At 61.1% G+C, this 25,252-nt stretch carries 25 protein-coding genes and 1 tRNA gene; 11 read left to right on the forward strand and 15 right to left on the reverse strand.

Features of this window, described 5'->3' with window-relative positions:
• Positions 1–154 precede the first annotated feature (154 nt).
• Complete coding sequence (locus GTW25_RS20435) at positions 155–286, forward strand: hypothetical protein (RefSeq protein ID WP_290127906.1); 132 nt, start codon at positions 155–157, stop codon at positions 284–286.
• Between the two features lie 3 nt (positions 287–289).
• Here the strand turns inward: GTW25_RS20435 and gyrA are convergent, their stop codons facing one another.
• Positions 290–3,085, reverse strand: a complete 2,796-nt coding sequence (gene gyrA, locus GTW25_RS05165) for a DNA gyrase subunit A (protein WP_252910899.1) — start codon at positions 3,083–3,085, stop codon at positions 290–292.
• Between the two features lie 250 nt (positions 3,086–3,335).
• Here gyrA and GTW25_RS05170 point away from each other — a divergent pair, with 250 nt between their 5' ends.
• Complete coding sequence (locus tag GTW25_RS05170) at positions 3,336–3,962, forward strand: MarC family protein (protein ID WP_252910900.1); 627 nt, start codon at positions 3,336–3,338, stop codon at positions 3,960–3,962.
• A 3-nt stretch (positions 3,963–3,965) separates the two neighbouring features.
• Here the strand turns inward: GTW25_RS05170 and GTW25_RS05175 are convergent, their stop codons facing one another.
• A complete protein-coding gene (locus GTW25_RS05175; RefSeq protein WP_252910901.1) occupies positions 3,966–4,397 on the reverse strand; it encodes a DUF4168 domain-containing protein in 432 nt (143 codons plus the stop codon).
• A gap of 329 nt (positions 4,398–4,726) precedes the next feature.
• Positions 4,727–4,811, reverse strand: a tRNA-Leu gene (locus GTW25_RS05180).
• Positions 4,812–4,975: 164 nt separating this feature from the next.
• Between GTW25_RS05180 and lipB the strand changes: the two genes are divergently transcribed.
• Positions 4,976–5,686, forward strand: coding sequence for a lipoyl(octanoyl) transferase LipB (gene lipB, locus GTW25_RS05185; protein ID WP_252911408.1), 711 nt, complete (start codon positions 4,976–4,978; stop codon positions 5,684–5,686).
• 289 nt (positions 5,687–5,975) lie between these two features.
• Positions 5,976–6,317 carry a hypothetical protein gene (locus GTW25_RS05190; RefSeq protein ID WP_252910902.1) on the forward strand — a complete coding sequence of 114 codons (342 nt, stop codon included), beginning with the start codon at positions 5,976–5,978 and terminating at the stop codon, positions 6,315–6,317.
• Here the strand turns inward: GTW25_RS05190 and GTW25_RS05195 are convergent.
• Complete coding sequence (locus GTW25_RS05195; protein WP_252910903.1) at positions 6,314–6,745, reverse strand: Ros/MucR family transcriptional regulator; 432 nt, start codon at positions 6,743–6,745, stop codon at positions 6,314–6,316. The two genes, GTW25_RS05190 and GTW25_RS05195, sit on opposite strands and share 4 nt — an antisense overlap.
• Positions 6,746–6,922: 177 nt before the next feature.
• Positions 6,923–7,681, reverse strand: a complete 759-nt coding sequence (gene tpiA / locus GTW25_RS05200; RefSeq protein ID WP_252910904.1) for a triose-phosphate isomerase — start codon at positions 7,679–7,681, stop codon at positions 6,923–6,925.
• A 137-nt stretch (positions 7,682–7,818) separates the two neighbouring features.
• Between tpiA and GTW25_RS05205 the strand changes: the two genes are divergently transcribed.
• From GTW25_RS05205 to GTW25_RS05230, 6 genes are all read left to right on the forward strand, one after another.
• Positions 7,819–9,708, forward strand: coding sequence for a SurA N-terminal domain-containing protein (locus GTW25_RS05205; RefSeq protein ID WP_252910905.1), 1,890 nt, complete (start codon positions 7,819–7,821; stop codon positions 9,706–9,708).
• Positions 9,709–9,721: 13 nt separating this feature from the next.
• On the forward strand, positions 9,722–10,747 hold the full coding sequence (gene trpD, locus GTW25_RS05210; RefSeq protein WP_252910906.1) for an anthranilate phosphoribosyltransferase: 1,026 nt from the start codon (positions 9,722–9,724) through the stop codon (positions 10,745–10,747).
• Entirely contained in the window at positions 10,744–11,538 is a 795-nt protein-coding gene (gene trpC, locus GTW25_RS05215) for an indole-3-glycerol phosphate synthase TrpC (RefSeq protein ID WP_252910907.1), read from the forward strand. Before trpD ends, trpC begins: the two co-directional genes overlap by 4 nt.
• Positions 11,535–12,017, forward strand: a complete 483-nt coding sequence (gene moaC / locus GTW25_RS05220) for a cyclic pyranopterin monophosphate synthase MoaC (protein WP_252910908.1) — start codon at positions 11,535–11,537, stop codon at positions 12,015–12,017. The genes trpC and moaC overlap by 4 nt, the downstream gene beginning before the upstream one ends.
• Complete coding sequence (locus GTW25_RS05225) at positions 12,014–13,225, forward strand: molybdopterin molybdotransferase MoeA (protein ID WP_252910909.1); 1,212 nt, start codon at positions 12,014–12,016, stop codon at positions 13,223–13,225. Before moaC ends, GTW25_RS05225 begins: the two co-directional genes overlap by 4 nt.
• Before the next feature lie 131 nt (positions 13,226–13,356).
• Positions 13,357–13,860, forward strand: a complete 504-nt coding sequence (locus GTW25_RS05230) for a BA14K family protein (protein WP_252910910.1) — start codon at positions 13,357–13,359, stop codon at positions 13,858–13,860.
• Positions 13,861–13,905: 45 nt separating this feature from the next.
• Here GTW25_RS05230 and GTW25_RS05235 read toward each other — a convergent pair whose 3' ends face one another.
• The 6 genes from GTW25_RS05235 to GTW25_RS05260 all read right to left on the reverse strand — a co-directional run bounded on the left by GTW25_RS05235 (position 13,906) and on the right by GTW25_RS05260 (position 19,835).
• Positions 13,906–14,634: a proteasome-type protease gene (locus GTW25_RS05235; protein ID WP_252910911.1), complete on the reverse strand. Its 729-nt coding sequence runs from the start codon at positions 14,632–14,634 to the stop codon at positions 13,906–13,908.
• Positions 14,635–14,668: 34 nt separating this feature from the next.
• Positions 14,669–15,463, reverse strand: coding sequence for a transglutaminase family protein (locus tag GTW25_RS05240; RefSeq protein ID WP_252910912.1), 795 nt, complete (start codon positions 15,461–15,463; stop codon positions 14,669–14,671).
• Between the two features lie 9 nt (positions 15,464–15,472).
• Positions 15,473–16,414 carry an alpha-E domain-containing protein gene (locus GTW25_RS05245; protein ID WP_252910913.1) on the reverse strand — a complete coding sequence of 314 codons (942 nt, stop codon included), beginning with the start codon at positions 16,412–16,414 and terminating at the stop codon, positions 15,473–15,475.
• 15 nt (positions 16,415–16,429) lie between these two features.
• A complete protein-coding gene (locus tag GTW25_RS05250) occupies positions 16,430–17,842 on the reverse strand; it encodes a circularly permuted type 2 ATP-grasp protein (protein ID WP_372493054.1) in 1,413 nt (470 codons plus the stop codon).
• Positions 17,843–18,046: 204 nt separating this feature from the next.
• Complete coding sequence (locus GTW25_RS05255; protein WP_252910914.1) at positions 18,047–19,249, reverse strand: septal ring lytic transglycosylase RlpA family protein; 1,203 nt, start codon at positions 19,247–19,249, stop codon at positions 18,047–18,049.
• A gap of 208 nt (positions 19,250–19,457) precedes the next feature.
• Positions 19,458–19,835 (reverse strand): hypothetical protein, encoded by a 378-nt coding sequence (locus GTW25_RS05260; RefSeq protein ID WP_252910915.1) that lies wholly within the window; start codon positions 19,833–19,835, stop codon positions 19,458–19,460.
• A 241-nt stretch (positions 19,836–20,076) separates the two neighbouring features.
• Between GTW25_RS05260 and GTW25_RS05265 the strand changes: the two genes are divergently transcribed.
• Positions 20,077–20,439, forward strand: a complete 363-nt coding sequence (locus GTW25_RS05265; protein ID WP_252910916.1) for a hypothetical protein — start codon at positions 20,077–20,079, stop codon at positions 20,437–20,439.
• A gap of 52 nt (positions 20,440–20,491) precedes the next feature.
• On the opposite strand, the gene GTW25_RS05270 is transcribed toward GTW25_RS05265, so the two are convergent.
• The 4 genes from GTW25_RS05270 to GTW25_RS05285 are packed head-to-tail and all read right to left on the reverse strand — an operon-like array spanning position 20,492 to position 25,189.
• The gene (locus GTW25_RS05270) at positions 20,492–21,565 is read right to left on the reverse strand and encodes a BMP family ABC transporter substrate-binding protein (protein WP_252910917.1); all 1,074 of its coding nucleotides are present in this window, start codon (positions 21,563–21,565) and stop codon (positions 20,492–20,494) included.
• Between the two features lie 48 nt (positions 21,566–21,613).
• The gene (locus GTW25_RS05275; protein WP_252910918.1) at positions 21,614–22,528 is read right to left on the reverse strand and encodes an ABC transporter permease; all 915 of its coding nucleotides are present in this window, start codon (positions 22,526–22,528) and stop codon (positions 21,614–21,616) included.
• A complete protein-coding gene (locus GTW25_RS05280) occupies positions 22,521–23,615 on the reverse strand; it encodes an ABC transporter permease (protein WP_252910919.1) in 1,095 nt (364 codons plus the stop codon). The genes GTW25_RS05275 and GTW25_RS05280 overlap by 8 nt, the downstream gene beginning before the upstream one ends.
• Complete coding sequence (locus tag GTW25_RS05285; protein ID WP_252910920.1) at positions 23,615–25,189, reverse strand: ABC transporter ATP-binding protein; 1,575 nt, start codon at positions 25,187–25,189, stop codon at positions 23,615–23,617. Before GTW25_RS05285 ends, GTW25_RS05280 begins: the two co-directional genes overlap by 1 nt.
• Between the last annotated feature and the right edge of the window lie 63 nt (positions 25,190–25,252).

Raw genomic sequence — 25,252 nt, forward strand, 5'->3', positions numbered from 1 at the left:
ACTCAGGCAATGGCCGGAAGGCAAATGGCACGGCGTGTGGTGAATGGTGGATGAACGGTTGGGTCAGGGCCGGTTCAACGCGGTTCGGCGAATGTCAAGCTGTGAATGAAACCTTTTGATTCATTCCTCGTTAAGACAGGCAAGGAGATTTATCATGATCATCATCATGCTCGCAGCCACCATGACCCTCGCAATGCTGATCGCGACCGCTTTCAGCCTGCATCAGGAAGCTCAGCGCGTACGCATCCAGGACAGGCAGCGGCAGATCGCGCGCCACCCGTTCTAGAGGTTACTGGTCGCTTTCGCCCGACGCGGCATCGGCCGCGTTCTGCGCAACGACTTCCGCTTCGCTCTCAAGTTCTTCGTCATCACCTTGCGGATCAGAAATCCGCTCAACCGAAACGACGTTCTCACCTTTCGTCGTATTGAAGATCGTAACGCCCTTGGTTGCCCGGCTGGCTATGCGAATGCCCCCTACCGGCACCCGGATGACCTGTCCGCCGTTCGATACCATCATGATCTGGTCGTCGCTCTCGACGGGGAAGGCCGCGATCAGCGGGCCGATTTCCCCCATCTTCGACACATCCGTGGCGCGAATACCCTTGCCCCCGCGCCCGATGACGCGGAAGTCGTAGGAGGACGAGCGCTTGCCGTAGCCTTTTTCGCTGACGGTCAGCACGAACTCTTCGCGCGCTTTCAGTTCTTCATAGCGCTCACCGTCGATCTGGGCGTCGCCGACGACCTCTTCGTTGGTCAGCGCGATCTCTTCGTCCTCGCCCGTCACCGATCGACGTTCGGCCGCGGATTGCTTGAGATAGGCAGCCCGTTCGGCCGGCGTCGCATCGACATGGTGCAGGATCGCCATCGAAATGACGCGGCCGCCCTCGCTCAGATTGATCCCGCGCACCCCCGTCGAATTGCGGCTTTGGAAAACGCGAACATCCGTCACGGGGAATCGGATGCACTGGCCGGTTCCCGCAGTCAGAAGGATGTCGTCATGCTCGGTGCAGGTATAGACGCCGAGAATCTCGTCGCCATCCTCATCGAGCTTCATCGCGATCTTGCCGTTGCGGTTGACCTGCGTGAAGTCCGACAGCTTGTTGCGGCGAACCGTGCCGCGCGTCGTTGCGAACATGACGTCGAGATTGGCCCAGCTTTCCTCGTCTTCCGGCAGCGGCATGATCGTCGTGATGCGCTCGCCTTCCTGCAAAGGCAACATATTGCGCAGGAACTTGCCGCGCGATTGCGGCGTCCCGATCGGCAAACGCCAAACCTTTTCCTTGTAGACGATGCCGCGCGAGGAAAAGAACAGGATCGGCGTGTGCGTGTTGGCCACGAACAGCCGCGTTACGAAATCCTCGTCCTTGGTCGACATGCCGGAGCGGCCTTTGCCGCCGCGCCGCTGCGCCCGGTAGATCGAGAGCGGGACGCGCTTGATATAGCCGGAATGACTGACCGTGACGACCATGTCCTCGCGCGCGATCAGGTCCTCGTCGTCCATGTCCGCGCCGCCTTCGACAAGCTCGGTGCGCCGGGGCGTTCCGAACTCGTCGCGCACGGCGATCAGCTCGTCCTTGACGATCTGCTGGATGCGCGCGCGCGACGACAGGATATCGAGGAAATCCTTGATCTCGTCGCCGATCGAATTCAGTTCGTCGGCAATTTCATCGCGTCCGAGTGCAGTCAGGCGCTGCAGACGCAGTTCGAGAATCGCGCGCGCCTGCTCCTCGGAGAGATTGTAGGTGCCGTCGTCCTCGTTGATCCGGTGACGCGGATCGTCAATGAGACGGATCAACGATTCCACTTCATGCGCTGGCCAGCGCCGCGTCATCAACTGCTCGCGCGCCGTCTGAGGGTCGGGCGCCTTGCGGATCAGCGCGATCACTTCGTCGATATTGGCGACCGCGATCGCCAGACCGACGAGAACATGGGCGCGCTCGCGGGCCTTCCGCAGAAGATACTTCGTACGCCGGCTGATGACGTCCTCGCGGAAGAAGACGAAGGCGCGCAGCATGTCGAGCAGGTTGAGCTGTTCCGGCTTGCCACCGTTGAGAGCGACCACATTGGCCCCGAACGAGGTCTGCAACGGCGTGAACCTGTAAAGCTGGTTCAAGATGACATCCGCAACAGCATCGCGCTTCAGCTCGATGACCACACGATAGCCCTGCCGGTCGGATTCGTCGCGAATATCCGAGACGCCCTCGATGCGCTTGTCGCGGACGAGTTCGGCCATCTTCTCGATCATCGATGCCTTGTTCACCTGAAAGGGAACTTCGGTGACGATGATGGCTTCGCGATCGCCACGCATGGGTTCGACATGAACCTTGCCACGCATGAGGATCGAGCCGCGCCCGGTCTCGTAAGCGCTACGGATGCCGGCCTTGCCGAGGATAATGCCTCCGGTCGGAAAATCGGGACCGGGGATGATCTCCATCAATTCGTGAAGCTCAATCGCGGGATTGTCGATCAGTGCGATGCAGCCGTTGATCACTTCGACAAGATTGTGCGGCGGGATATTGGTCGCCATGCCGACCGCGATACCGCCGGACCCGTTGACGAGCAGGTTCGGAAAGCGCGCCGGCAGAACCTTCGGCTCCTGGTCGGACGCGTCATAGGTGTCCTGCCAATCGACGGTATCCTTGTCGATATCTTCCAGAAGCTCGTGCGCGACCTTGGTCAGGCGCGATTCGGTGTAACGCATCGCCGCCGGCGGGTCGCCGTCGATCGAGCCGAAATTGCCCTGCCCGTCGATGAGCGGCACGCGCAGCGACCAATCCTGCGCCATACGCACCAATGCGTCGTAGATCGATGCGTCGCCATGCGGGTGATACTTACCCATCACGTCGGCAACCGGGCGCGCCGATTTCACATATTTGCGGTTCCAGTAATAGGCGCTCTCATGGCTGGCGTAGAGAATGCGCCGATGCACCGGCTTCAAACCGTCGCGGACATCGGGAAGCGCGCGACTGACGATCACGCTCATCGCGTAGTCGAGATAGGAACGCTGCATTTCCTCGATGATGGAAATCGGTTCGATGTCGTCCGGGCCGCCCTTTGGCCCGCGCGGTGTCGTCAGGTCAGTCAACTGGTTTCACGATCGTGCTGATTGAATCACGCACAATCTATATAGGATCGGGTTTGGAAACACCAATTGCCGAGGGTTTCGGCCGGCTGGAATTGTCCTTTTGAGATCAATTAATTAGGACGCATGCGGTAATTTGCGCAACGAAGTTGGGGAAAACGTCCCCGCTCCCTTTCCTCAACGGAGCGGCGACCGTCATCCAAAAGTACGCTAAGACTGACGCCAAACCGATCCATTCGAGGTGATCCGCGCGGTGATCGACAACATTTTCAATGCCTTCGTCACCCTTCTGGTGACGATCGATCCACCGGGTCTCGCGCCGCTCTTTCTGGCACTCACAGCCGGAATGAATCGCAGCGAGCGGTCACAGGTCGGGCTGCGGGCGAGCCTGATCGCCTTCGCCATCCTCGCCCTCTTCGCCGTGGCCGGAACGACCATACTGGCCGTATTCGGCATCACGTTGCCGGCGTTCCGCGTAGCGGGCGGCTTGCTGCTCTTCTACATCGCCTTCGAAATGATCTTCGAACGACGGCAGGATCGAAAGGAAAAGAGCGCTGACACCGCGATCACGCGCGATCATATCCGCAACGTGGCCGCATTTCCGCTGGCTCTGCCGTTGATCGCGGGTCCGGGCGCCATTTCAGCAACGGTCCTGCTTTCAGGCACGTTCCAGTCGGCTCCGCAGCGCGTGATTCTGATGGCGATCCTGGCGGCCTGCATTTTCGTTACATGGATATTCCTGGTGCTCGCAGACCGGATCGACCGGTTTCTGGGCGAAACCGGTCGATCGATCCTCACACGGTTGCTCGGCGTCATTCTCGCCGCGCTCGCCGTTCAGTTCGTCGCCGACGGCGTCAAGGCGCTGATGGCGGCTTCCTGAGCGTTACTCTACGGGAGCCGGCTCGGCCGGAGCTGCCGGCGCGCCTACCGCTTGCTGGATATAACCGTTGATCTGCTCGGCGAGCGCCGGATCGGTCTGCGCCTGCTGGATGATCTGGCCATATTCCTCGACCGTGATGCCTTCGACCGATTCGACAGCCTGCATCATCTCCTGGCTGGCTTCCTCGCGAACGGTGCCCTGTGCCTCCTCGCTTTCGGCTTCCTGAAGCTGCGGCGCATATGTCCGGTTGATCTCGTCGACCTGCAGGAAAGCGACGACGAAGGACTGAAGCTTGCCCTCATCATAAGTCGCCCCGGCAGGTGCCTCGACCGGCGCTTCCATGGTCTCCTGAGCCAAGGCCGGCGTCAGAGCCATCGCCGACACGCCGAGAGCCGCCGAAAGAATTGCGTTCCGAATCGTCTTGTTGAATGCCATGATAAATCCATTCCCTTCCTGCGGCCGAATACATCCGGCCGTCTGGGTTCATGGCGAAAAGAATTGGGATAGAACGTCTTGGGTCGCTACAGGTCCAAAATCTTTCCGCCAACTTCACGCTGATTTCGTCAGCATGATTGAGCGTGATGAATTTGGCATCCATGTTTCAAAATGCCACTCAATTGATCTGAGAACGTGAGATAAAAATTCAGGATTGCTGCCTTAATGCGCACAATTTTGCCGCACGGCAGCACCTTGCATGCTGAACGCGGAAATGCAGGAATTTAGGTAAAGAGTGAGATGGCCATCAGTCCCGGCCAGTGCCGTCATGGTGCGGTCGAGAAGACTCGAACTTCCACGGGTTGCCCCACAGCGACCTCAACGCTGCGCGTCTACCAATTCCGCCACGACCGCACGCCATGACAAAGCCGGTTTTGGCCGGCCCGGCGCAATTAGCAAATCACTCTGGAGCGCACAAGGCCGCGCGTCAGCTAAACGACATTATTTTGCCGATCCGGCGTGGACGCAGCGTAAGACCGGTGGACGCTGGCCACACGATCTCATACATCCAGACCATCATGACGACGCGCGACACCTTGCCCACCCAGTTTCTGCCGATCCCCGGCTCCGATCCGGTCGAGTGGCGGGTCGAAGACGGACTGGTCGACTACCCCGATGCACTTGCCTTCATGGAAGAGCGCGCGACGGCGATACGCGCCGGAACGGCCGGTGAACTCATCTGGCTGGTAGAGCATCCGCCTCTTTATACTGCGGGGACGAGCGCCGATCCGACCGATCTTCTGGCCGCGGACCGGTTCCCGGTCTTCCAGGCAGGGCGCGGCGGCGAATATACCTATCACGGACCGGGTCAGCGCGTGGCCTATGTCATGCTCGATCTGAAGAGACGCCGCGAGGACGTACGCGTTTTCGTCGCGGCGCTGGAGGAGTGGATCATACGCGCGCTCGACCGCTTCAACGTCAAGGGTGAGCGGCGCGACGATCGCGTCGGCGTCTGGGTCGTCAGGCCCGATCGCCCGCCCCTGCCCGACGGCGCGCCGGTCGAAGACAAGATCGCGGCCATCGGCATTCGCCTGCGCCGCTGGGTGTCGTTTCACGGCATAGCGGTTAATGTCGATCCCGATCTGTCCCATTTCGGGGGCATCGTGCCTTGCGGGGTTCGAGGACACGGCATCACCAGCCTCGTCGATCTGGGCCTACCGGTTACGATGGCCGATTTCGATCTCGCCCTCGAAGCGGCGTTCGGAGAAGTCTTCGGGGAAGTGACCTGATCCGGGCATTCGGCAAATTGTCAGACGGCGACCAGCCACAGCGCCAGCGTCATGATGAAAGCGCCGATCGAGACCAACGAAACGAGATCATGGATGAGAGCGGACATGATGTGTTCTCCTATTGTTCTCTGCAATGTGTTCTTATTTTGTTCTTTTTGCAAGCACATATTGGAGCATGCCGTAGACGTCCCCCTGAACGACTCATGAATGCGTTGTAATCCAAGGGTTCAGACAGCCGCCCGTATCCTGGTCTCCATAAACGCGATCAGGCGTTCCGGGGATTTTCGACATGAAGCATATTGGTGTTCTGGGGATGATCGCGGCGATGCTGCTCACCGCGCTGCCGGCAACCGCACAGGATCGCGGCTATTATGGGCTTGGCGGCGGACACCGCCCCGGCAGCGAGTTTTTCGCGCCCGGTCGCGGTTACGATCGGGATTGGACCACCGGTCGCCGCAATCACGGCGGTTGCTCGCCCGGCGACGCGTTGCACAAGGCGGAGCGGATGGGCATCCGGCGCGCGCAAATCGCGAACGTAAACAGACGAACGATCGATATCGTCGGCCGGTCACGCGGTGAACGCATCCATGTGACGTTCGCCCGCGCGCCGCGCTGCCCGCTTGTGGGTTAGTCGTCGGACGAGCCGGCGTCGGGACGCCCAAGTCCCATGGATTTGGCGATCTTGGAGCGCTCGACGGCATAATTGGGCGCGACCATGGGATAGTCGTCCGGTAGCCCCCATTTGCGGCGATACTGCTCGGGCGTCAGGCCGTAGCGCGCCATCAGGTGCCGCGACAGCGTCCTGAATTTGCGTCCGTCTTCCAGCGAGATAATGTAATCCGGTGTCACGGACTTTTTTACCGGAACGGCTGGTTCCTGCGCGGGTTCGGTCGAGACAGCCCCCAAGCGTGAACTGATGGATTGATGAACCGAACCAATCAATCCCGGTACTTCGGACGCGGGCACAGGATTATGACTGACATACGCACAGACGATTTGCGTCGTCAGTTCCAGGAGATGCTCCTCGTCGGGGCGCCCGCCTACACTATGTTCGTTCATTACGCATACTCCGCCGCTCAATACAGATAGCGTCTCGGACCGGGCACTCAAGACCGACCGTCGAATCGCTATATGACTGAGTCAGTTCTAGATCGCGATCGCGGCCGCGTCAGGTCACCAGATATATCCGCTTGTCAGGTGGTAAACCTCAAGCCAATAACCAAGCGTGATTTTGAATCAAATCTTTCCGAATACAGCCGCAATCGCCAGGAAATCGGCCGCTTTCAGGCTTGCGCCTCCAACGAGTGCGCCATTCACGTCATCCACAGCCATCAGTTCGGCTGCGTTCGAGGATTTGACGGATCCACCGTAAAGCAGGGGGACGGTCATGGCGGCGTCGCCGAGCTTTCGCGTCAGTTCGGCCCTGATATGCGCATGGGCGACGCCGACATCGGCGGCGGTGGGCGTCAGGCCGGTGCCGATGGCCCAGACGGGTTCATAGGCGACGAGCGTGTTCGCGGCAGTCGCCTCCACGGGAACCGAGCCTGCGATCTGTGCCGACAGAACGTCGAGCGTTTCACCTGCTTCGCGCTCGGAGCGTGTTTCTCCGATGCAGATGATAGCCTTTAGACCTGCCGCCCAGGCGGCGGTCGCCTTCCTGGCCACGGTTTCGCTGGTCTCGTTGTGGTCGGCACGCCGTTCCGAATGCCCGACGATGACGCAGGTCGCACCGGCATCGACCAGCATATCGGCCGAAATGTCGCCGGTATGCGCACCGGCCGCGTCGGCATGGCAATCCTGCCCGCCGATCGCGACACCGGAATCCGTCACGAGAGGCTGCGCTCGGCTCAAAAGTGTGGCCGGCAGACAGACGACGAGGTCCACGTCTGGAAAGCGTGCATGCCCCTCGACGATTTCACTCAGCTCGGAAAGGGACGAGGCGACGCCGTTCATCTTCCAGTTGCCGGCAAGAACGGGTCGGATTTGTGCGCTCATCTGTCATCTCGCTGTCGGTTCATCGCTATGGGATCGCTGCTTGGTACCAAAAAGCGTCGACAAAGCAATCGACAGCGTCGGTCCGTAACGGTATTCCGACACTCGACAATTGTTGATCCAATGCGGGAAAGTTGAAAATGCTGACATGGTTGCGCGGCAAGACCGGATCTTTGATGGTGAAGCTGCTGCTTGGCCTGCTCGTCATCAGCTTCGCGGTCTGGGGCATTTCCGGCCAGATTTTCACAGGCGTCGGCAACCATGTCGCCCAGGTGGGCGACACACGCATTTCCGCGAATGAATATCGCCTCGCCTACGATCGGCAGATGCAGTCGCTTTCGCAGCAATTCGGCTCGCGCATCACGCGGGAGCAGGCGCGTGCCTTCGGCCTCGACCAGCAGGTCATGGGTCAGTTGATCGCCGGCGCGGTTCTCGACGAACAGGCGCGCGAGATGGGTCTTGGCCTTTCCGACGACAGGCTGGCGGCGCTCGTCGGTCAGGACCCCGCCTTCCTCAACTCCAGCGGCCAGTTCGACCGCAACCAATTCGACTTCGTCCTGCAGCAGGTGGGCATGCATCCGCGCGACTACAGGCGCACTCGCGAACAACTGGCAATCCGCCAGCAGATCATCGAGGCCGTCTCCGACGGCATGGCCGCGCCGGACACCTTTTTGACGGCGATGGCGCTCTATCAGGGCGAAGACCGCACCGCCAAATATCTGGTCATCGATCCCGCGCGCATCGATCCCATCGGCGATCCGGCAGATGACGTTCTTCAAGCCTGGTTCGACGAGAACGCGTCCAATTACGCAGCGCCGGAGTATCGATCGATCGAATATGTGCGCCTGGAGCCGGATACCATCGCGGATCCGACCTCCATCAGCGACGAGGACGTCACAGCGTTTTATGAAAGCCATCGCGATTCGTTCAGCGAAGCGGAGCAGCGTACGATCAGCCAGATCGTTTTTCCCGATACGGCATCGGCCGAGGCGGCAGCCGAGCGCCTGGCTTCGGGCGACGTCACATTCGACGAAATCCCCCAGGAGCTCGGCCGCACGACGGACGACCTGACGCTCGGCACCTTCACGCGCGAAGAACTGCCCGACCCGGCGATAGCCGACGCCGTGTTCACGCTGGAGGAAGGCGAGACGAGCGGCGTCATCGCCGGCGCCTTCGGATCGCTGATCGCGCGCGTTGACGAGATTCAGGCCGAGGCCGTTCGCCCCATCGCGGATGTTACCGATGAAATTCGCGAAGAGATCGCGCTGGACGAGGCAAGCCGCATTCTCCTCGACGTCTACGATTCCTATGAAGACACGCGTGCAGGCGGCGCAAGCCTGCGCGAGGCGGCCGAGCAGAACCGCCTCGATGTCGTGACCATAGAGGCGATCGATGCGGTCGGCCTCGATCCCCAAGGCAACGAAGTTACTGACATTCCGTCCGCGCAGGAGGTGCTCGAACAGGCGTTCGAAGCAGAACCCAATGCCGAAAATGCGCCCCTTCCTCTTGCCGGCAACGGCTACCTCTTCTTCGAGGTGACGGATGTGACCCCTGCTCGCGAGCGGACGCTGGACGAGGTGCGCGACACAGCCCTTGCCGATTGGCGCGCGCAGGAAACCGCGCGCAATCTTTCCGATCGCGCCAACGAGATTGCCGCTCGGCTCGAAGACGGCGATGCTATGAGCGAGATAGCCGGCGAACTCGGTATCGAGGTTCAGACCAAGCGTGGCCTTCGTCGCGGCGCGGACGATGTCGATCTTGGACGCGACGGCGTCGCGACCGCCTTTTCCGTTCCGCTGAACGGCATCGAGACGATCGCCTCGAATGAGGGCAACCGGCAAATCGTCCTTCAGGTCACGGAAGTGTTCGCGCCGGCCAACGCATCGGGCGACACGCTGCCGGCAAACGTCGCGCAGAATCAGGCCGGAGCACTCGCCGACGACCTGCTCGATCAACTGATCGAGCGTTTGCAGGCGCAGTATCCGGTAACCGTCAACCAGAATGCCGCACAGCAGGCGCTGAACTTTTAGGACCGGCACCCGAATGGCGGATCTGAAGACACATATCGCTCACGTCGCCTCGGGAGGCAGGCTTTCCTTCGAGGCGGCGCGCGAGGCGTTCGACATCATGATGTCGGGCGAAGCGACGCCAAGCCAGATCGGCGGTTTTCTGATGGGACTGCGCGTGCGCGGCGAAACGGTTCCCGAGATTTCAGGCGCCGTGGCGACGATGCGCGCGAAGATGCTGCGCGTCGAAGCGCCCGCCGACGCGGTGGACATTGTCGGAACGGGCGGCGACGGGTCTGGCTCATACAATGTGTCGACCTGCGCGGCGTTCATCGTCGCCGGAACCGGCGTGCCCGTCGCCAAGCATGGCAATCGTGCCTTGTCGTCCAAATCGGGCGCTGCCGATGCGCTCGCAGCGCTCGGCGTCAATATCGAGCTTGGACCGCGTGAGATCGCCGCCTGCATTCGCGAGGCGGGCCTGGGCTTCATGTTCGCACCGGCGCATCACGCCGCGATGCGCCATGTCGGGCCCAGCCGGGTCGAGCTTGGCACGAGGACGATCTTCAATCTGCTCGGCCCCCTTTCCAACCCGGCGGGCGTGAAGCGGCAGCTTGTTGGCGTCTACTCGCCGGACTGGCTCGAACCGATCGCGGAGGTTCTGAAAAAGCTCGGTTCCGATCATGTCTGGGTGGTGCATGGCGAGGGCCTTGACGAGATGACAACGACCGGCGCGACACAGGTCGCGGCCGTCGAAAACGGCGAAATCCACACCTTCGAGATCTTTCCTGAACAGCTCGGGTTGGCACGCGCCCGGCCGGACGACCTGAAAGGCGGCGATGCGCAGGCGAATGCGGCCGCGCTGAAGGCCGTTCTTGACGGCGCAAAGAACCCGTACCGTGATATCGCGGTCCTGAATGCCGGCGGCGCGCTTGTCGTGGCCGGTCGGGCCAAGACCCTCGAAATCGGTATCGATCTCGCGCATGATGCCATCGATACCGGCAAGGCCCGCCAGTGTCTTGCCGATTTGATTGCCGTTTCCAACCGATCCGGACCGACCTCATGACCGACATCTTGCACAAGATCGAAGCCTACAAGCGCGAAGAAATCGCGAGCGCCAAGGCGAAGCGGCCGATTGCGGATGTCGAGGCGGCTGCGCGCGACATGGATGTTCCGCGTGATTTCATCGGTGCGCTTCGGGCGAAGCATGATGAAGGCTGGCCGGCGCTCATCGCGGAAATCAAGAAGGCCAGCCCGTCGAAAGGTCTGATCAGGGCCGATTTCGATCCGCCGGCGCTCGCCCGCGCCTATGAGGCGGGCGGTGCGGCCTGCCTGTCCGTCCTGACGGACGGACCGTCCTTCCAGGGCGCGGCGAGCTACCTGACGGAAGCGCGCGCCGCCACCGCCCTGCCCGCGCTGCGCAAGGATTTCCTGTTCGACCCGTATCAGGTTTTCGAAGCCCGCGCCTGGGGCGCGGATGCGATCCTGATCATCATGGCAAGCGTCGACGACGTGCTGGCGAGAGAACTCGAGGATGTCGCATCGCAGCTCGAAATGGCTTCCCTCATCGAGGTGCACGACGAGGCGGAGACGCATCGCGCCCTGCAACTCCACTCGCCGCTGATCGGTATCAACAATCGCGACCTGCGGACCTTCGAAGTCGATCTGGCCACGTCCGAACGTCTTGCTAAACTGATTCCGGACGATCGGATCGTCATCGCCGAGAGCGGCATCTTCACGAGCGACGATTGTGTCCGCCTTGGCAGAAGCGGCATCGACACGTTTCTGGTCGGCGAAAGCCTGATGCGTCAGGACGATGTCGCGGCCGCGACACGCACATTGCTGGACGCCGCATGAGCCGGTTGACGCACATCGCACCGGGCGGAGAGGCGCATATGGTCGATGTGGGCGGCAAGGACGCGACGCAGCGCATTGCCGTCGCCGAAGGACAGGTTCGGATGGACGCGGCGACACTGGCCGCAATCCTGGCCGGAAATGCGAAGAAGGGCGACGTTCTGGGAACGTCACGGCTGGCAGGCATCATGGCCGCCAAAAAGACGGCGGACCTCATTCCGCTTTGTCATCCGCTCCTGTTGACGAAGATCGTCGTGGACATCGAACCTGACGATGCCCTGCCCGGCTTTAAGGTACGGGCCGAAGTGCGTCTTTCTGGCCAGACCGGCGTGGAAATGGAAGCACTCACCGCCGTCTCGGTTGCCTGCCTGACGATTTATGACATGGCCAAGGCCCTGGATAAGGCGATGACGATCGGCGAAATCCGGTTGATCGAAAAAGCGGGTGGCAAATCGGGCGATTTCAGACGGCCGGAATCATGAGCCTCATTCCGGTCGATGAAGCGCTTGCCCGCCTGCTCGGCGACGTCGAGCGGCTCAGGACCGAATATGTCGCGCTGCCAGATGCGCTGGGACGCGTCCTCGCCGAGCCGGTAACGGCACTTCGCACGCACCCGCCCTTCGACGCCTCCGCGATGGACGGCTACGCGGTAAGAGCGTCCGACATTGCAACGGTTCCGACGGTTTTGACCGTTATCGGGGAATCGGCCGCCGGAAGGCGTTTCATAGGACATGTCGATGACGGGCAGGCCGTTCGCATATTCACCGGCGCACCAATGCCGGACGGTGCCGACACGATCCTCATTCAGGAAAACGCCGAGCGCGCGGGCGATATGATCACCGCGATGGAAGTGGTGGCCAAGGGACGCCACATTCGCGGCGCCGGACTGGATTTCAGGCAAGGCGAGCCCCTGCTCGAACCGGGTCGACGCATCGATCCTGCTGCGCTCGCGCTGATCGCGGCGGCCGATCTCACGCAAGTTCCGGTCGTCAGGAGACCGCGTGTCGGCATTATCGCCACCGGCGACGAACTGGTCGAACCGGGCCGGTTGCGGACGGATGATCAGATCGTTGCGTCGAACAATTTCGGAATTGCCGGAATCGTACATGAAGGCGGCGGCGAACCGGTAGACTTCGGCATCGTCCCGGACGACGAATTTGCGATCGGCGAAACGCTGGACAGAGCGATGGCAGGCGGTTGCGACATCGTCGTCACGCTTGGCGGTGCGTCTGTGGGCGATCACGACCTGACGGCAAAGGTATTTGCCGCGAAAAGCATCGATCTGGCCTTCTGGAAGATCGCGATGCGCCCCGGCAAGCCGATAATGGCCGGTCGTCGTGGTGATACGCGTTTTCTCGGCCTGCCGGGTAACCCCGTCTCGGCCATGGTGTGCGCCCATCTTTTCCTTCGTCCGCTGGTTGCGCGCATGCTGGGCACTTCGACCACGACGAACATTTGGCGTGCGCGCCTTGCCACACCCATGGCAGCGAATGAGCAGCGACAGGATTATGTACGCGCCATTGCCCGTAACGTGCCCGATGGCATCGTCGTGGAGCCGATGTCCGTTCAGGATTCGTCCATGCTGAAGAGCCTTGCCATGGCCAATGCGCTGATCTTGAGACCACCTCATGCGCCGGCAGCGTCCAAGGGCGATGTTTGCGATATCGTCGTCTTGAGACACATCACCTGATCGTGACGCTCACTTGCGAAGAATTGCGCGAATGCAATCTCCCATCAGGGAACCGCGGACGCGCGAGAACCGTTTCTGGCAGTAAAGGGACTGCGTGAAGGCTTGGCCTCACGAGTTTGCGGAGTTTCGTCATGAAAAAGCTGTTCACGAGTATATGCGCGGCCGCTATGATGGCAGTTTTCAGTGCTCCTGTACCTGCGGTGGCGCAGGATCGCAGCGGGCTGACTGTGGAGCAGATGTTGCGCGGTCCCGATCGAGGCCGGCGCGATGGTAGCTACCGCGAAGGCTATCGAGACCGCGGCTATTACCGCGAACGCGGCGGCCCGCGCTACCGGGATCGCGATCGCTGGCATGGCCAGCGCTCGGGATGGTATCGAGGCCATCGCGGATATAGAGATTATCGTCCTGGCTATCGTCGTTACGATGGTTTCTGGTTCCCGCCGGCCGCTTTCATAACCGGAGCAATCGTCGGCGGCGCGATCGCGTCGCAGCCCGCTCCACGCGGTTACGCTCGCGACTACGGCAGCGCGCATGAGAACTGGTGCTACAACCGTTACCGGTCCTATCGGGCTTATGACAATACGTTCCAGCCCTACAACGGGCCGCGCCGTGAGTGCCGTTCGCCCTATTATTGATAACCTGATGGTGACATGAAAAGGCGGCCGATAGGCCGCTTTTTTTTAACCTGGAAAATCCGGCAGGCTGCGAAAGGCGTTTCTGAGCGCATCCGACCAACCATCGGATATCTGGCGATAATAGGGATCGTCAGCACCCACGCGCTTTTGCAGCGCGATCTTATAAGTGTCGCGCTCCATGAACAGCATGTCGAGCGGCAATCCGACCGACAGGTTCGATTTGAGTGTGGAATCGAACGAGACCATCAAAAGCTTCGCGGTCTCCGCGAAAGTCATCTGCGGGTCGTAAGCCCGAACCAAAATCGGCTTGCCATATTTGGTTTCGCCGATCTGAAAGAACGGCGTATCGTCCGACGACTCGATGAAATTTCCTTCCGGATAGATCATGAACAGGCGTGGTTCGGACCCGCGCATCTGCCCACCCAGAATGAACGATGCGCCGAACGCATCCGCGTTCTGGCCGACGGGCGCTGAATTCGTGATCACTTCCTTGACAGTGTCGCCGACCAGTCGTGCCGTCTGGAACATCGACGGCGTCTCGAGGATGGACGGCGCGCGCTCTGCATGGGCCTTGCTTCGCTCGTCCAGCAGGCTGACGACGGCCTGCGTGGTGGCCAGATTTCCCGCCGACAGAAGGACGATGACGCGCTCGCCTTCCTTCTTCCAGACGGTCATCTTGCGAAAACTCGAAATGCTGTCGATGCCCGCATTCGTCCGCGTATCGGACATGAATACGAGCCCCCGATCGATCTTGAGGCCAACGCAGTAGGTCATCGAATCGCCACATAAGGAAAAGCGCAGGCGAAGATTACTGCTCGACTGTTATGTGGACTTCAAGCCGTTCCTGCGCCTGTCCCTGACGGATTCCCGCGACCGGCGTAGCGTCGCGATAATCGCGACCGAACGCGACGCGCACATAACGCTCGTCCGGCGACATGGCGTTCGAAACGTCGAACCCGACCCAGCCCAGCCCCGAAACATGCGCTTCGGCCCAGGCGTGGCTGGCGACCTGATGGTCGGTGTGATCAAGAAGCAGGTAGCCGCTGACATATCGCGCGGGAAAACCGGCGGCGCGCAGAACGGCGATGAAGATATGCGCATGGTCCTGGCAGACCCCCTGCCCGGCTATTAAAGCCTCATGCGCGGTCGTCGCCGCGGTGGTGGTGCCGGTTACGTAGGATACGCGCGATTTTATCTCGTCCATCAGATCATGCAGCCGTGCAAGAAGATCCGGTCCCTCAAGCGAACCGGAGAGCGCAAAAATTTCAGGCGTCCGCGCGGTCAACGGCGTCTCGCGCTCGAAAAGCCAAAGCGGCGCGAAGCCGGTATGGGGGCCGGAAACACCCGTGCGGTCGATCGTTGTGACCAGTCCCTTTGCGGTGACGGTGACGGTCGAAGCGCCGGGCTGTGTGCTAAGCAACCGGCTCTGATTGCCGAAGTGGTCTATGAAACGAACCTCCTCCTGCGCCCCCTCAAAAGTCAGTTCCCAGCGCTCAACTGTTTGCAGCGCATCGCTACGCGGTGTCAGCCGAACGCGTTGCAAAGCGTAGGGCAACCCCTGATCGTAGCTGTATGTGGTCTGGTGGACGATGTTGAGCAGCATGGTCCGACCTCAAAAAAAGCGATAATCACGAGCGACCTGGTCACCCAACCGGTTCGTCCGCAAGATGACGTCGGTCAGAAACTCGTGCAGCCCCTCATCGAGAACGTCCTTGATCCGCATCGCCTTGAGCTTGGAGAGCATGTCGGCGCACATTTCATGGGACGGGTGGCGAATGCCGTAGTCGCTCGCCAATCCTTCTAGGCTGTCGTCGATCATCCGGTAGCAGAATGCGAGCGACCGGGGCATGCGCCGCGAAAGCACGAGGAACTCGGCGATATTCGTCGGCTTGTAGGCAGCGTCATAGACCCAGCGATACGAACGATGCGCCGAAACCGAGCGCAGGATCGATTCCCATTGATAATTGTCCATCGATGAGCCGACCCACGAGATGGACGGCAGGAGCACGTAATATTTGACGTCGAGAATGCGGGCCGTGTTGTCGGCGCGTTCGATAAAGATGCCGAGCTGCGAAAAATCATAGATCTCGTTGCGCAGCATCGTCCCGTGGAATGCGCCACGTATCTGGGCCGTCTCGCGTTTGATCGCGTCGAGAACTTTGGGAACCTCGCGTTCGTCGAGCGGGCCGGACAGCATGCGGCGAAACGACATCCACGCATCGTTGATGCTTTCCCACGTCTCGCGCGTCAGCGCGGTGCGCACCATGCGCGCATTCATGCGCGCGGTCTCGATCGAGGACAGGACGCTCGACGAATTCTCGATGTCACGCAGCAGGTAGTCGCACACATTGGCGGCGTTGAACTCGTCGTGCTTGCTCCGGTATCCGGCCTCGACGCCGCTGGACATGATGACGGACGTCCATTCCTCCGCGTCGCTCTCGTTGCGGGTCAGCGCCATGCGTAGACCCGCATCGATGAGGCGCGCCATGTTTTCGGCACGCTCGATATAGCGGTTCATCCAGTAAAGGCCGTTGGCCGTGCGTCCAAGAAGCATGTCGGTCCCTCGCCTTCAGTCGTCCAGAACCCATGTGTCCTTCGTGCCGCCCCCTTGGGAGGAGTTGACGACGAGGGATCCGGGCTGAAGCGCGACGCGCGTCAACCCACCGGGTACGATGCGGATACGATCCGACACCAGAACGAACGGGCGAAGATCGACATGGCGCGGAGCCAGACCTGCATCTGTCAGGATCGGACAGGTCGAAAGCGCGAGCGTAGGCTGCGCGATGTAATTGCCGGGACGGGCCTTGAGCTTTTGAGCGAAGGCGTCGCGCTCCTTCTTCGACGCGGCCGGGCCGACCAGCATCCCGTAACCGCCGGAGCCGTGAACTTCCTTGACGACCAGTTCGCCAAGATGTTCCAGCACATAGGCGAGGCTATCCGGCTCCGAGCACCGCCATGTGGGAATATTGCCGAGGATCGGCTTGCGTCCCGTGTAGAACTCGACGATCTCGGGCATGTAGGAGTAGATCGCCTTGTCGTCGGCGATGCCCGTTCCCGGCGCGTTGGCGATGGTTATGTTCCCGGCACGGTAGACATCCATGATGCCCGGAACGCCCAGAACCGAATCCGGATTGAAGCTGAGCGGATCGAGGAAATCGTCATCGACGCGACGATAAAGCACGTCGATCTGCTTGTAGCCTTCCGTCGTGCGCATCGCGACATGGCCGTCGACCACGCGCAAATCGTGCCCTTCGACCAGTTCGACGCCCATATGGTCAGCCAGAAAGGCATGTTCGAAATAGGCGGAGTTGAAGCTGCCTGGCGTCAGGACGGCGATGGTCGGTTGCTCGTCGGCCGAACGCGGCGCGACCGCCGCGAGCGATTGGCGCAGCAATTGCGGGTAGTTTTCGACGGGGCGAACCTTGATCCGTTTGAACAGCTCGGGAAAGAGCTGCATCATCGTCTCGCGGTTCTCGATCATGTAGGAGACGCCGGACGGTGTCCTGGCATTGTCTTCGAGAACGAAGAAATCGTTCTCGCCGGTCCGCACGATATCGGTGCCGATGATGTGGGTGTAGACGCCGGCGGGCGGACGAAGACCGATCATCTCGGGCAGGAACGCCACGTTGCCGGCAATCAGTTCCTTCGGGACGCGCCCTGCCCGCAGAATTTCCTGGCGATGGTAGATGTCTTCGAGAAATGCGTTCAGTGCCTGCACGCGCTGCTCGATGCCCAATGTCAGGCGACGCCATTCCGCACCGGAGATAATGCGTGGGACGATGTCGAACGGGATCAGGCGCTCAGCGGCATTCTGCTCGCCATACACCGCGAAGGTGATCCCGGTTCGCCGAAAGACGTTCTCGGCGTCTTTCATCTTTTGACCGAGACGAGCCGTATCCTGCTCGGTGAGCCAGCCGTCATATTCGGAGTATGGATTTCGCAGCCCGGCTTCTTCCGGCCGCATCTCGTCAAATGCTACCACGCAACAACTCCCATGTTGCTGCATTCGACGTGTTCGATCTGGAAAAAGCAAGTCGCTGGAATGTCGAAGCTCCCCCTTTTTTGATCCATCGACAGCGACTGCACAATCCTTAGGCGGATTTAACGTCGCTTGGCGCGGGACGGATCTTTAACGCGCTGTCTCACAACGCGTTCCTGACTTCGTTCGGGAAGATATGCTGCTTTTTCAGTTACGAACGATCATCGCGTCCGAGACGCCGTTCGCCCAGGCGTGGCGCAGGATCGAGTCAAGCGAAACAGAACCGTCCTCGATGACCGTGACGCCGTACCAATTGCCGGCGGGGTCCGCATCGATGCTGGCTTTGCCGAACGAGGCGAAATGCGAAGCGGCTGCAAGCGCCTCTGCCTTTGAGGCGAACGTTCCGGCATTGACGTATGATGCGACACCGGTTCCCTCACGCGAAGCGTTCGAACGCGCGAAAGACGCAACGACGGCCTGGGTATCGAGCCGATGCGCCCCGAAACTTTCAGCGGCGACGGACGCCTCGCCGATAAGCTGGTCCGCATAGGACATGACGGTAAAGCCGTCGATGGACGCCATTGTCGCCGAAGGACGGACAGGCGCGATCGGCACCATATCGGGCAGCACGAAATGGCCATGGTCGGAGTCGTTCGTCTGGCGGACCTCGAACGGAACCGGCGCTTGCGGTACGGCCGCGACGGGGGCCGTCGGCGTTCCACCGTTCATCGCCATCATGACGCCGGTCGGCAGGCCGTCGGACGGATCGGGCGCGCTGCCTCCGGGCCGGTAGGAGGCCATGAGATAAGCGTCGTCGAGACCATGCAGGGGCGCGCGCCCGACATATTCGACAGAAACCTGCGCAATGCCGTTGCTCTTGTAGTCGAGCAACTCGGCGGCGCGCTGCGAAAGATCGATGACCCGTCCCTTGGCGAAGGGACCGCGATCATTGACCCGCACGATGACCGACGTGCCGTTCGTCTTGTTCGTCACCCGCGCATAGCTGGGCAGCGGCATGGTCGGATGCGCGGCGGTCAGATGCGTCTTGTCGTAGACTTCGCCGTTCGCCGTCAGCCGGCCATGGAAGGCATCGCCATACCAGCTCGCGAGCCCGGTGCTGCGATAATTCGGATCTTCCTTGGGGCGATACCACTGTCCGCGAACCTGATAGGGCCGTCCCACCTGATCACGGCCGCCGCCGCGCGGCAGGTTCGTTTTCAAATTCGATACGCGCGGGCTGGCTTTCACGCCATATTCGGATTCGGCGAAATATTCGGACGACCGCGTCGGCTTCTTGCCCGCAACCTTCGCGGGACCGGCAGAACACGCTGCAAGGAACGCTGCGCCGGACATCAACAGCACAACAGACGCAAGCGTCTGCGAATTGCGGCGGCGCCTTGTTTCTGCCATGCGATGTAGTCCCCAGTCCCCAATGCGGTCGAAATCCGCAACCCGAAATCTATTTGGACGAAAACTTATCGTCCATAACCGATCGACCCTGTGGATCGCACGAATTGTTTAGCTGCGTATTAATTGATTGTGTCGGGATGCTGGCAGGAATGGGGCGCATGTCGCGCCTTGCTTTGCATGGTTAAATTTCGACTAAAATCCTACCGGATCATTCGATCGTTGCGGTACCTTCAAGACCGTCATTGCGCTTCCAAATGATCGCGTCCTCGCCGGTCTTTTCGATCGTGAAGCAGAAGGTCGCGCCATCGTACCAGGTTGGGAATTGCTGGCACATGCTGTCTTCTTCGGTCCACCAACGGCCCGTCTCGCTCGGTGTGAACATGGAAGCCATGCTGAAGCCGGAAATGTCGCCGGTCACACTGCCGTCGGATTCATAGCGAAGCGGCAGGCGCAACCCGTAGGGCGTCGACAGAAGAACGCGCTTGTCGGTGATGATCTCTTCGATTCCGGCACCGTCCAGGGTCTGCGCCGAAGCCGGCACGAGAGATGTCAGGACGATCGAAATGGCCAGTCCGGAACGGTACATGCGCGCCTCCTGTGTTTCGTGTATCCCTTCCCATACGGATCGAAGGTGGGTTTGGTTCAGTCGCCCGCCCTGCAGGCACATTGAGCAAAGACGTATGAGATCACAGGCGGTGACGATGCAGTGGCGCTTTTGGATCGCGGTTGCATGTATGGCTGTCCCTCTGGATGCTGCGACGGCCCAAACGACGCTGCTTTCGCCCCACGGCGAAAATGCTTCGATACCGCCTGCCTTCGTGACGGCAATGAGCCGCACGCGCCTCGTCTGGATGGTCCATGGGACCAAACCGCTTGGTCGGCCGATCGAACCCGACGGACCGCATCCGAGCGGGATCCCGTTCTACTGGGAGGCCGATGACGGATCGACGGTCAGGCGAATGTCGGATGGCTCGTTTCGGCTGGAGGAATGGTCGCAAAAATCCGGTTGGGCGCAAATGATCGCCTGCTACCCGGCGGGCTGGCCGAACTACGATTGCAGCGACGGCGTGCCGCGCTCGATGTCCGCCCCCGATTTGAACACGATGAATTTCGGCGGGCAGACCTTCGGAAGGCTTCTGCCGACCGCCGACCCGGCACTCGACGACCCGCCCTTCTTGTCGTCGGAATAAACGAAAAGGGCGCCAGTTACGGGCGCCCTTTCCTGATGAGATGATCGCCCTGTTACTGCGGCAGTTGATCGTCGATGCCTTCGACATAGAAGTTCAGCCCGAGAAGGACGCTGTCTTCGGCGACTTCGCCCTCTGCGAGCCAGACCGATCCGTCCTGCTTGTTGACGGGTCCCGTAAACGGGTTGAACGCACCGGAACGGATGCTTTCCTCGGTTTCCGTGGCCTCGGCCCTCACGTCGTCGGGCATGTTGGCATAGGGCGCCATGACGACATGGCCTTCGGCAAGACCGTCCCAGATGTCTACCTGCTCCCAGGTTCCGTCCATCACGGCCTGGATGCGCTCGATGTAATACGGACCCCAGTCGTCGATGATCGAGGTGAGCTGCGTCTCGGGACCGAACTCGATCATGTCGGACGCCTGCCCGAATGCCGGGATGCCGCGCTCTGCGGCAACCTGCATCGCGGCGGTCGAGTCGGTGTGCTGGGTGATGATGTCCGCGCCCTGGTCGATCAGCGCCGTTGCCGCGTCGGCTTCACGCGCCGGGTCGAACCAGGTGTTCGCCCACACGACCTTGAGTTGGAAATCCGGGTTGATCGACTGCGCGCCCAGCATGAACGCATTGATGCCCATGACGACTTCGGGAATCGGGAACGAGGCGATGTAGCCCGCGACGCCCGCTTCCGACATGCGTCCGGCGATCACGCCCTGAATGTAGCGACCTTCGTGGAACTTCGAATTGTAGGTCGATACGTTCGGATGCTCGCGCTTGTAGCCGGTGGCGTGCTCGAACTTCACGTCCGGGAACCGGCCGGCGACCGTGTTGGTCGCGTCCATGTAGCCGAACGATGTCGTGAAGATGATGTCGCAGCCCGACCGTGCGAAACGCTCGATCGCGCGCTCGGCGTCCGCGCCTTCCGGCACGCTTTCGAGATAGGCCGTTTCGAGCCTGTCGCCGAAATGCTCCATCGCCTCGAGGCGACCCTGGTCGTGCTGGTAGGACCAGCCGAAATCGCCGATCGGCCCGACATAGATGAAGCAGGCTTTGGCCGTTTCGTTCTGCGCGGAGGCGACCGCCGGAACGAGCACCGCGACCGAAGCCGCCAGAGCAAGAGTGATAGTCTTCATTGGTTCAAGTCCTCTGTTGGTCACCCGGGGCATTCCCGTCGTTTTTTGTTAGCGATCTGGAACAAACGGCCGCCCCAAAGATGCCGGTGTGTTCACCATTGTCAGTCGCCTGTTTCGAGAGATTAGAACAAGTACGATGATCGTCGCCAGATAGGGAAGAGCGGAAAGAAGCTGCGAAGGCACGCCTATCCCCAGGGCCTGCGCATGAAGCTGCCCGATCGACACAGCGCCGAACAGATACGCCCCCGCAAGCACCCTCAACGGTCGCCAGGAGGCGAAGACGACGAGCGCCAGCGCGATCCAGCCGCGACCGGCCGTCATGTTCTCCACCCACTGCGGAACGTAGACGAGCGACAGATGCGCACCAGCGAGACCGGCACAGGCGCCGCCGAACAGAACCGCCATATAACGGATGCGAACGACCTTGATGCCGAGCGCATGCGCGGAGGAATGATTGTCGCCGACCGAGCGCAGCGTCAGCCCGGCCTTCGTGTAGAACAGGAACCAGACCACGCCGAGCGTCAGGAAGACAGAGACATAGAAGATCAGGTCTTGGCTGAAGAGCAGCCGGCCGACGATCGGCAGTTCCGACAACACGGGCACATCGAGACGCGGCAGACGCACGCCGGGCTGGCCGACGAAGCTCTCGCCGATCATGCCCGAAAGACCCAGCCCAAGAAGGGTCAGCGCCAGCCCGGTCGCGACCTGATTGGTGACGAGCGTCAGCGTCAGGAAGGCAAAGAGCAGCGAAAACAGCGCGCCAACGATGATGGCTGCGAACGCGCCGAGAAACGGATTGCCGGTCATCAGCGCGACGCCGAACCCGGTCACCGCGCCCATGATCATCATGCCCTCGACGCCCAGATTGAGAACGCCGGAGCGTTCGACCACGAGTTCGCCGATGGCTGCCAGCAAAAGCGGCGTCGCGGCCATCGATACGGTAAGCAGGATAGCTTCAAACATTGGCGGCCTCCGCCGGTGCGGTGTTTGGGCGAACGAGCCGGATGCGGTAGTGGATGAGCGTATCGCAGGCGAGCACGAAGAACAGGATCGAACCCTGGAAAGCACGCACGACCTTGTCGGAAAGCCCGACCGAAATCTGCGCCGCCTCGCCACCGAGATATGTCAGGGCGAGAACGAGGCCGGCGGCAACGATACCGAGCGGATTGAGCCGTCCCAGGAAGGCGACGATGATGGCGGTGAAGCCGTAACCCGGCGAGATCGAGGGGCGGAGCTGGCCGATCGCGCCCGAAACTTCCGAAATGCCGGCAAGTCCCGCCATCGCTCCCGAGATGACGAAAGCGAAAATCACCATGCGACCGGCAGAAAAGCCAGCGAAGCGCCCTGCCCGCGGGCTTTGACCGATCAGCTTGATTTCGAAACCCTTGAGCGTACGCGACAGCACGAACCACAAGATCAGCGCAGCGATCAGCGCGAAGGCGAAGCCATAATGCGCGCGGCCGGATTCGGCCCAGATTTCCGGCAGGCGCGCATACTCATGAAAGCTGCGCGTCTCGGGAAAGTTGAAGCCCGCCGGATTGCGCCATGGTCCACGAACCAGCCAGTCCAGAAAGAGCTGGGCGACATAGACGAGCATCAGGCTCGACAGGATTTCGTTCGTGTTGAACCGCACTTTGAGAATGGCCGGGATCGCCGCATAGGCGGCTCCGCCCGCGATGCCCATCAAAAGCATCAGCGGCAAAACGAACCAGAACTGGAAGTCGGGAAAGACGACCGGCAGGATCGATCCTGCGATCGCGCCCATGATGAACTGGCCTTCCGCACCGATATTCCAGTTGCTCGACAGGAAGCAGACGGACAGCCCGACCGCGATCAGGATCAGCGGCGCGGCTTTGATGGCGAGTTCATGCAGCGACCACGTCTCGGTGAGCGGATCGATGAAATAGAAATAGAGGGTTTCAAGCGGGTCCTTGCCAAGTGCGGCAAACAGAATCGCACCCGTCGCGATCGTCAGCCCGAAGGCGATGAAGGGCGACAATGCGCTGAAGAGTGCTGATTGCTGCGGGCGTTTGACGAGTTCGATGCGCATCACAGGGTCTCCTCGAACGGGCGTGGCGGATGCGCATCGTCCGCGCCGCCCATCAGAAGGCCGATCTTCTCGAAGGTCGCCTCGCCAATGGGTATCGGCTGGGACAAACGGCCGTCATGCATGACCGCAATGGAATCGGAGATTTCGAAGAGCTCGTCGAGATCCTGGCTGATGACGAGCACCGCCGAACCCGACCGCGCAAGATCGATCAGCGCCTGACGGATGCGCGCGGCCGCGCCTGCGTCGACGCCCCATGTCGGCTGGTTGACGACCATCACCTTCGGTTCGCGATCGAGTTCGCGCCCGATGATGAATTTTTGCAGGTTTCCGCCCGAAAGCGCCGACGCCTCGGGGTCTTCGGCGCTTTTTCGCACATCCATCATATCCACGATGCGCCTGGCTGCTGCGGCGATCCGGCCTGTCCGTATCGTTCCCGCCGCGCCGAGATACTCTTTCGCATCTGTGCGATAGCGGGACAGGAGGAGATTTTCGGATAGTTTCATGGCAGGTGCGGCACCGTGTCCGAGGCGTTCCTCCGGCACGAAGGCCGCGCCTTTCAACCGTCGTTGCGAGATGCCCTGCCGACCGACGCCTTTGCCCGAGACGCACACGATATCCGCCTTGTCCTGCAAGGTTTCGCCGGAAACGGCCTCGAAGAATTCGCCCTGCCCGTTGCCGGCGACGCCGGCGATGCCCAGCACTTCGCCCGCGTGCACGCTGACCGAAATGTCACGCAGGGGCACGGAAAAGGGCGTGGCGGGTTTGCGGTTCAAATTCTCGATCAGGAGAAGCGGTTGGCGTCCGGCATCGGTTGCCGGCGCCTCGCGAACTACGTTTTTGACTTCCAGCCCGACCATCATGCGCGCCAGCGACGCGGCGGTTTCTTGGCGTGGATCGCAATGGCCGACGACCTTGCCATGGCGAAGCACGGTCGCACGATCGCAGATGCGTTTCACCTCCTCGAGACGGTGCGAGATGTAGAGGATCGACTTGCCCTCGCCCTTGAGACGCTCCAGCGTTTCGAAAAGCCGGTCGGCCTCCTGCGGCGTCAGAACCGATGTCGGCTCGTCCAGAATGATCAGTTCCGGTTCCTGAAGCAGACAGCGGATGATCTCGATACGCTGGCGCTCGCCCACCGACAGGTCGCCGACATGGCTGAACGGGTCGAGTGGAAGGCCATATGCCTTGGACAAAGACCGTGCGCGTTCAGCGATCTTCATAATCGGCGTGTCGTCATCGATCGACAGCGCGATGTTCTCGGCGGCCGTCAACGCCTCGAACAGTGAGAAATGCTGGAAGACCATTCCGATGCCGATTTGCCGGGCTTGTCCGGGGCTGGCGATGCGCACCTGATCGCCCTTCCAGTAGATTTCGCCGGAGGCAGGTTCGAGCGATCCGAACAGCATTTTGACGAGCGTCGATTTGCCCGCGCCGTTCTCGCCGAGCAGTGCATGTATCTCGCCCTTGCCGATCGTCAGATCGATGCTGTCGCACGCTTTGAGCGACCCGAATATTTTGGTCAGCCCGCGCACGGCGAGCAGGACATCGGCTTTGCTCAGGTAGGACTGATCCACTCATCCCCCGTTCGGCGGCCTATGGCCTGCCTTCTTTTGTTCCCTTAGCCGACCTTAGGCCGC

Origin of the sequence: Aliihoeflea aestuarii (assembly GCF_024105665.1) — a bacterium.
Lineage (GTDB): Bacteria > Pseudomonadota > Alphaproteobacteria > Rhizobiales > Rhizobiaceae > Aliihoeflea > Aliihoeflea aestuarii.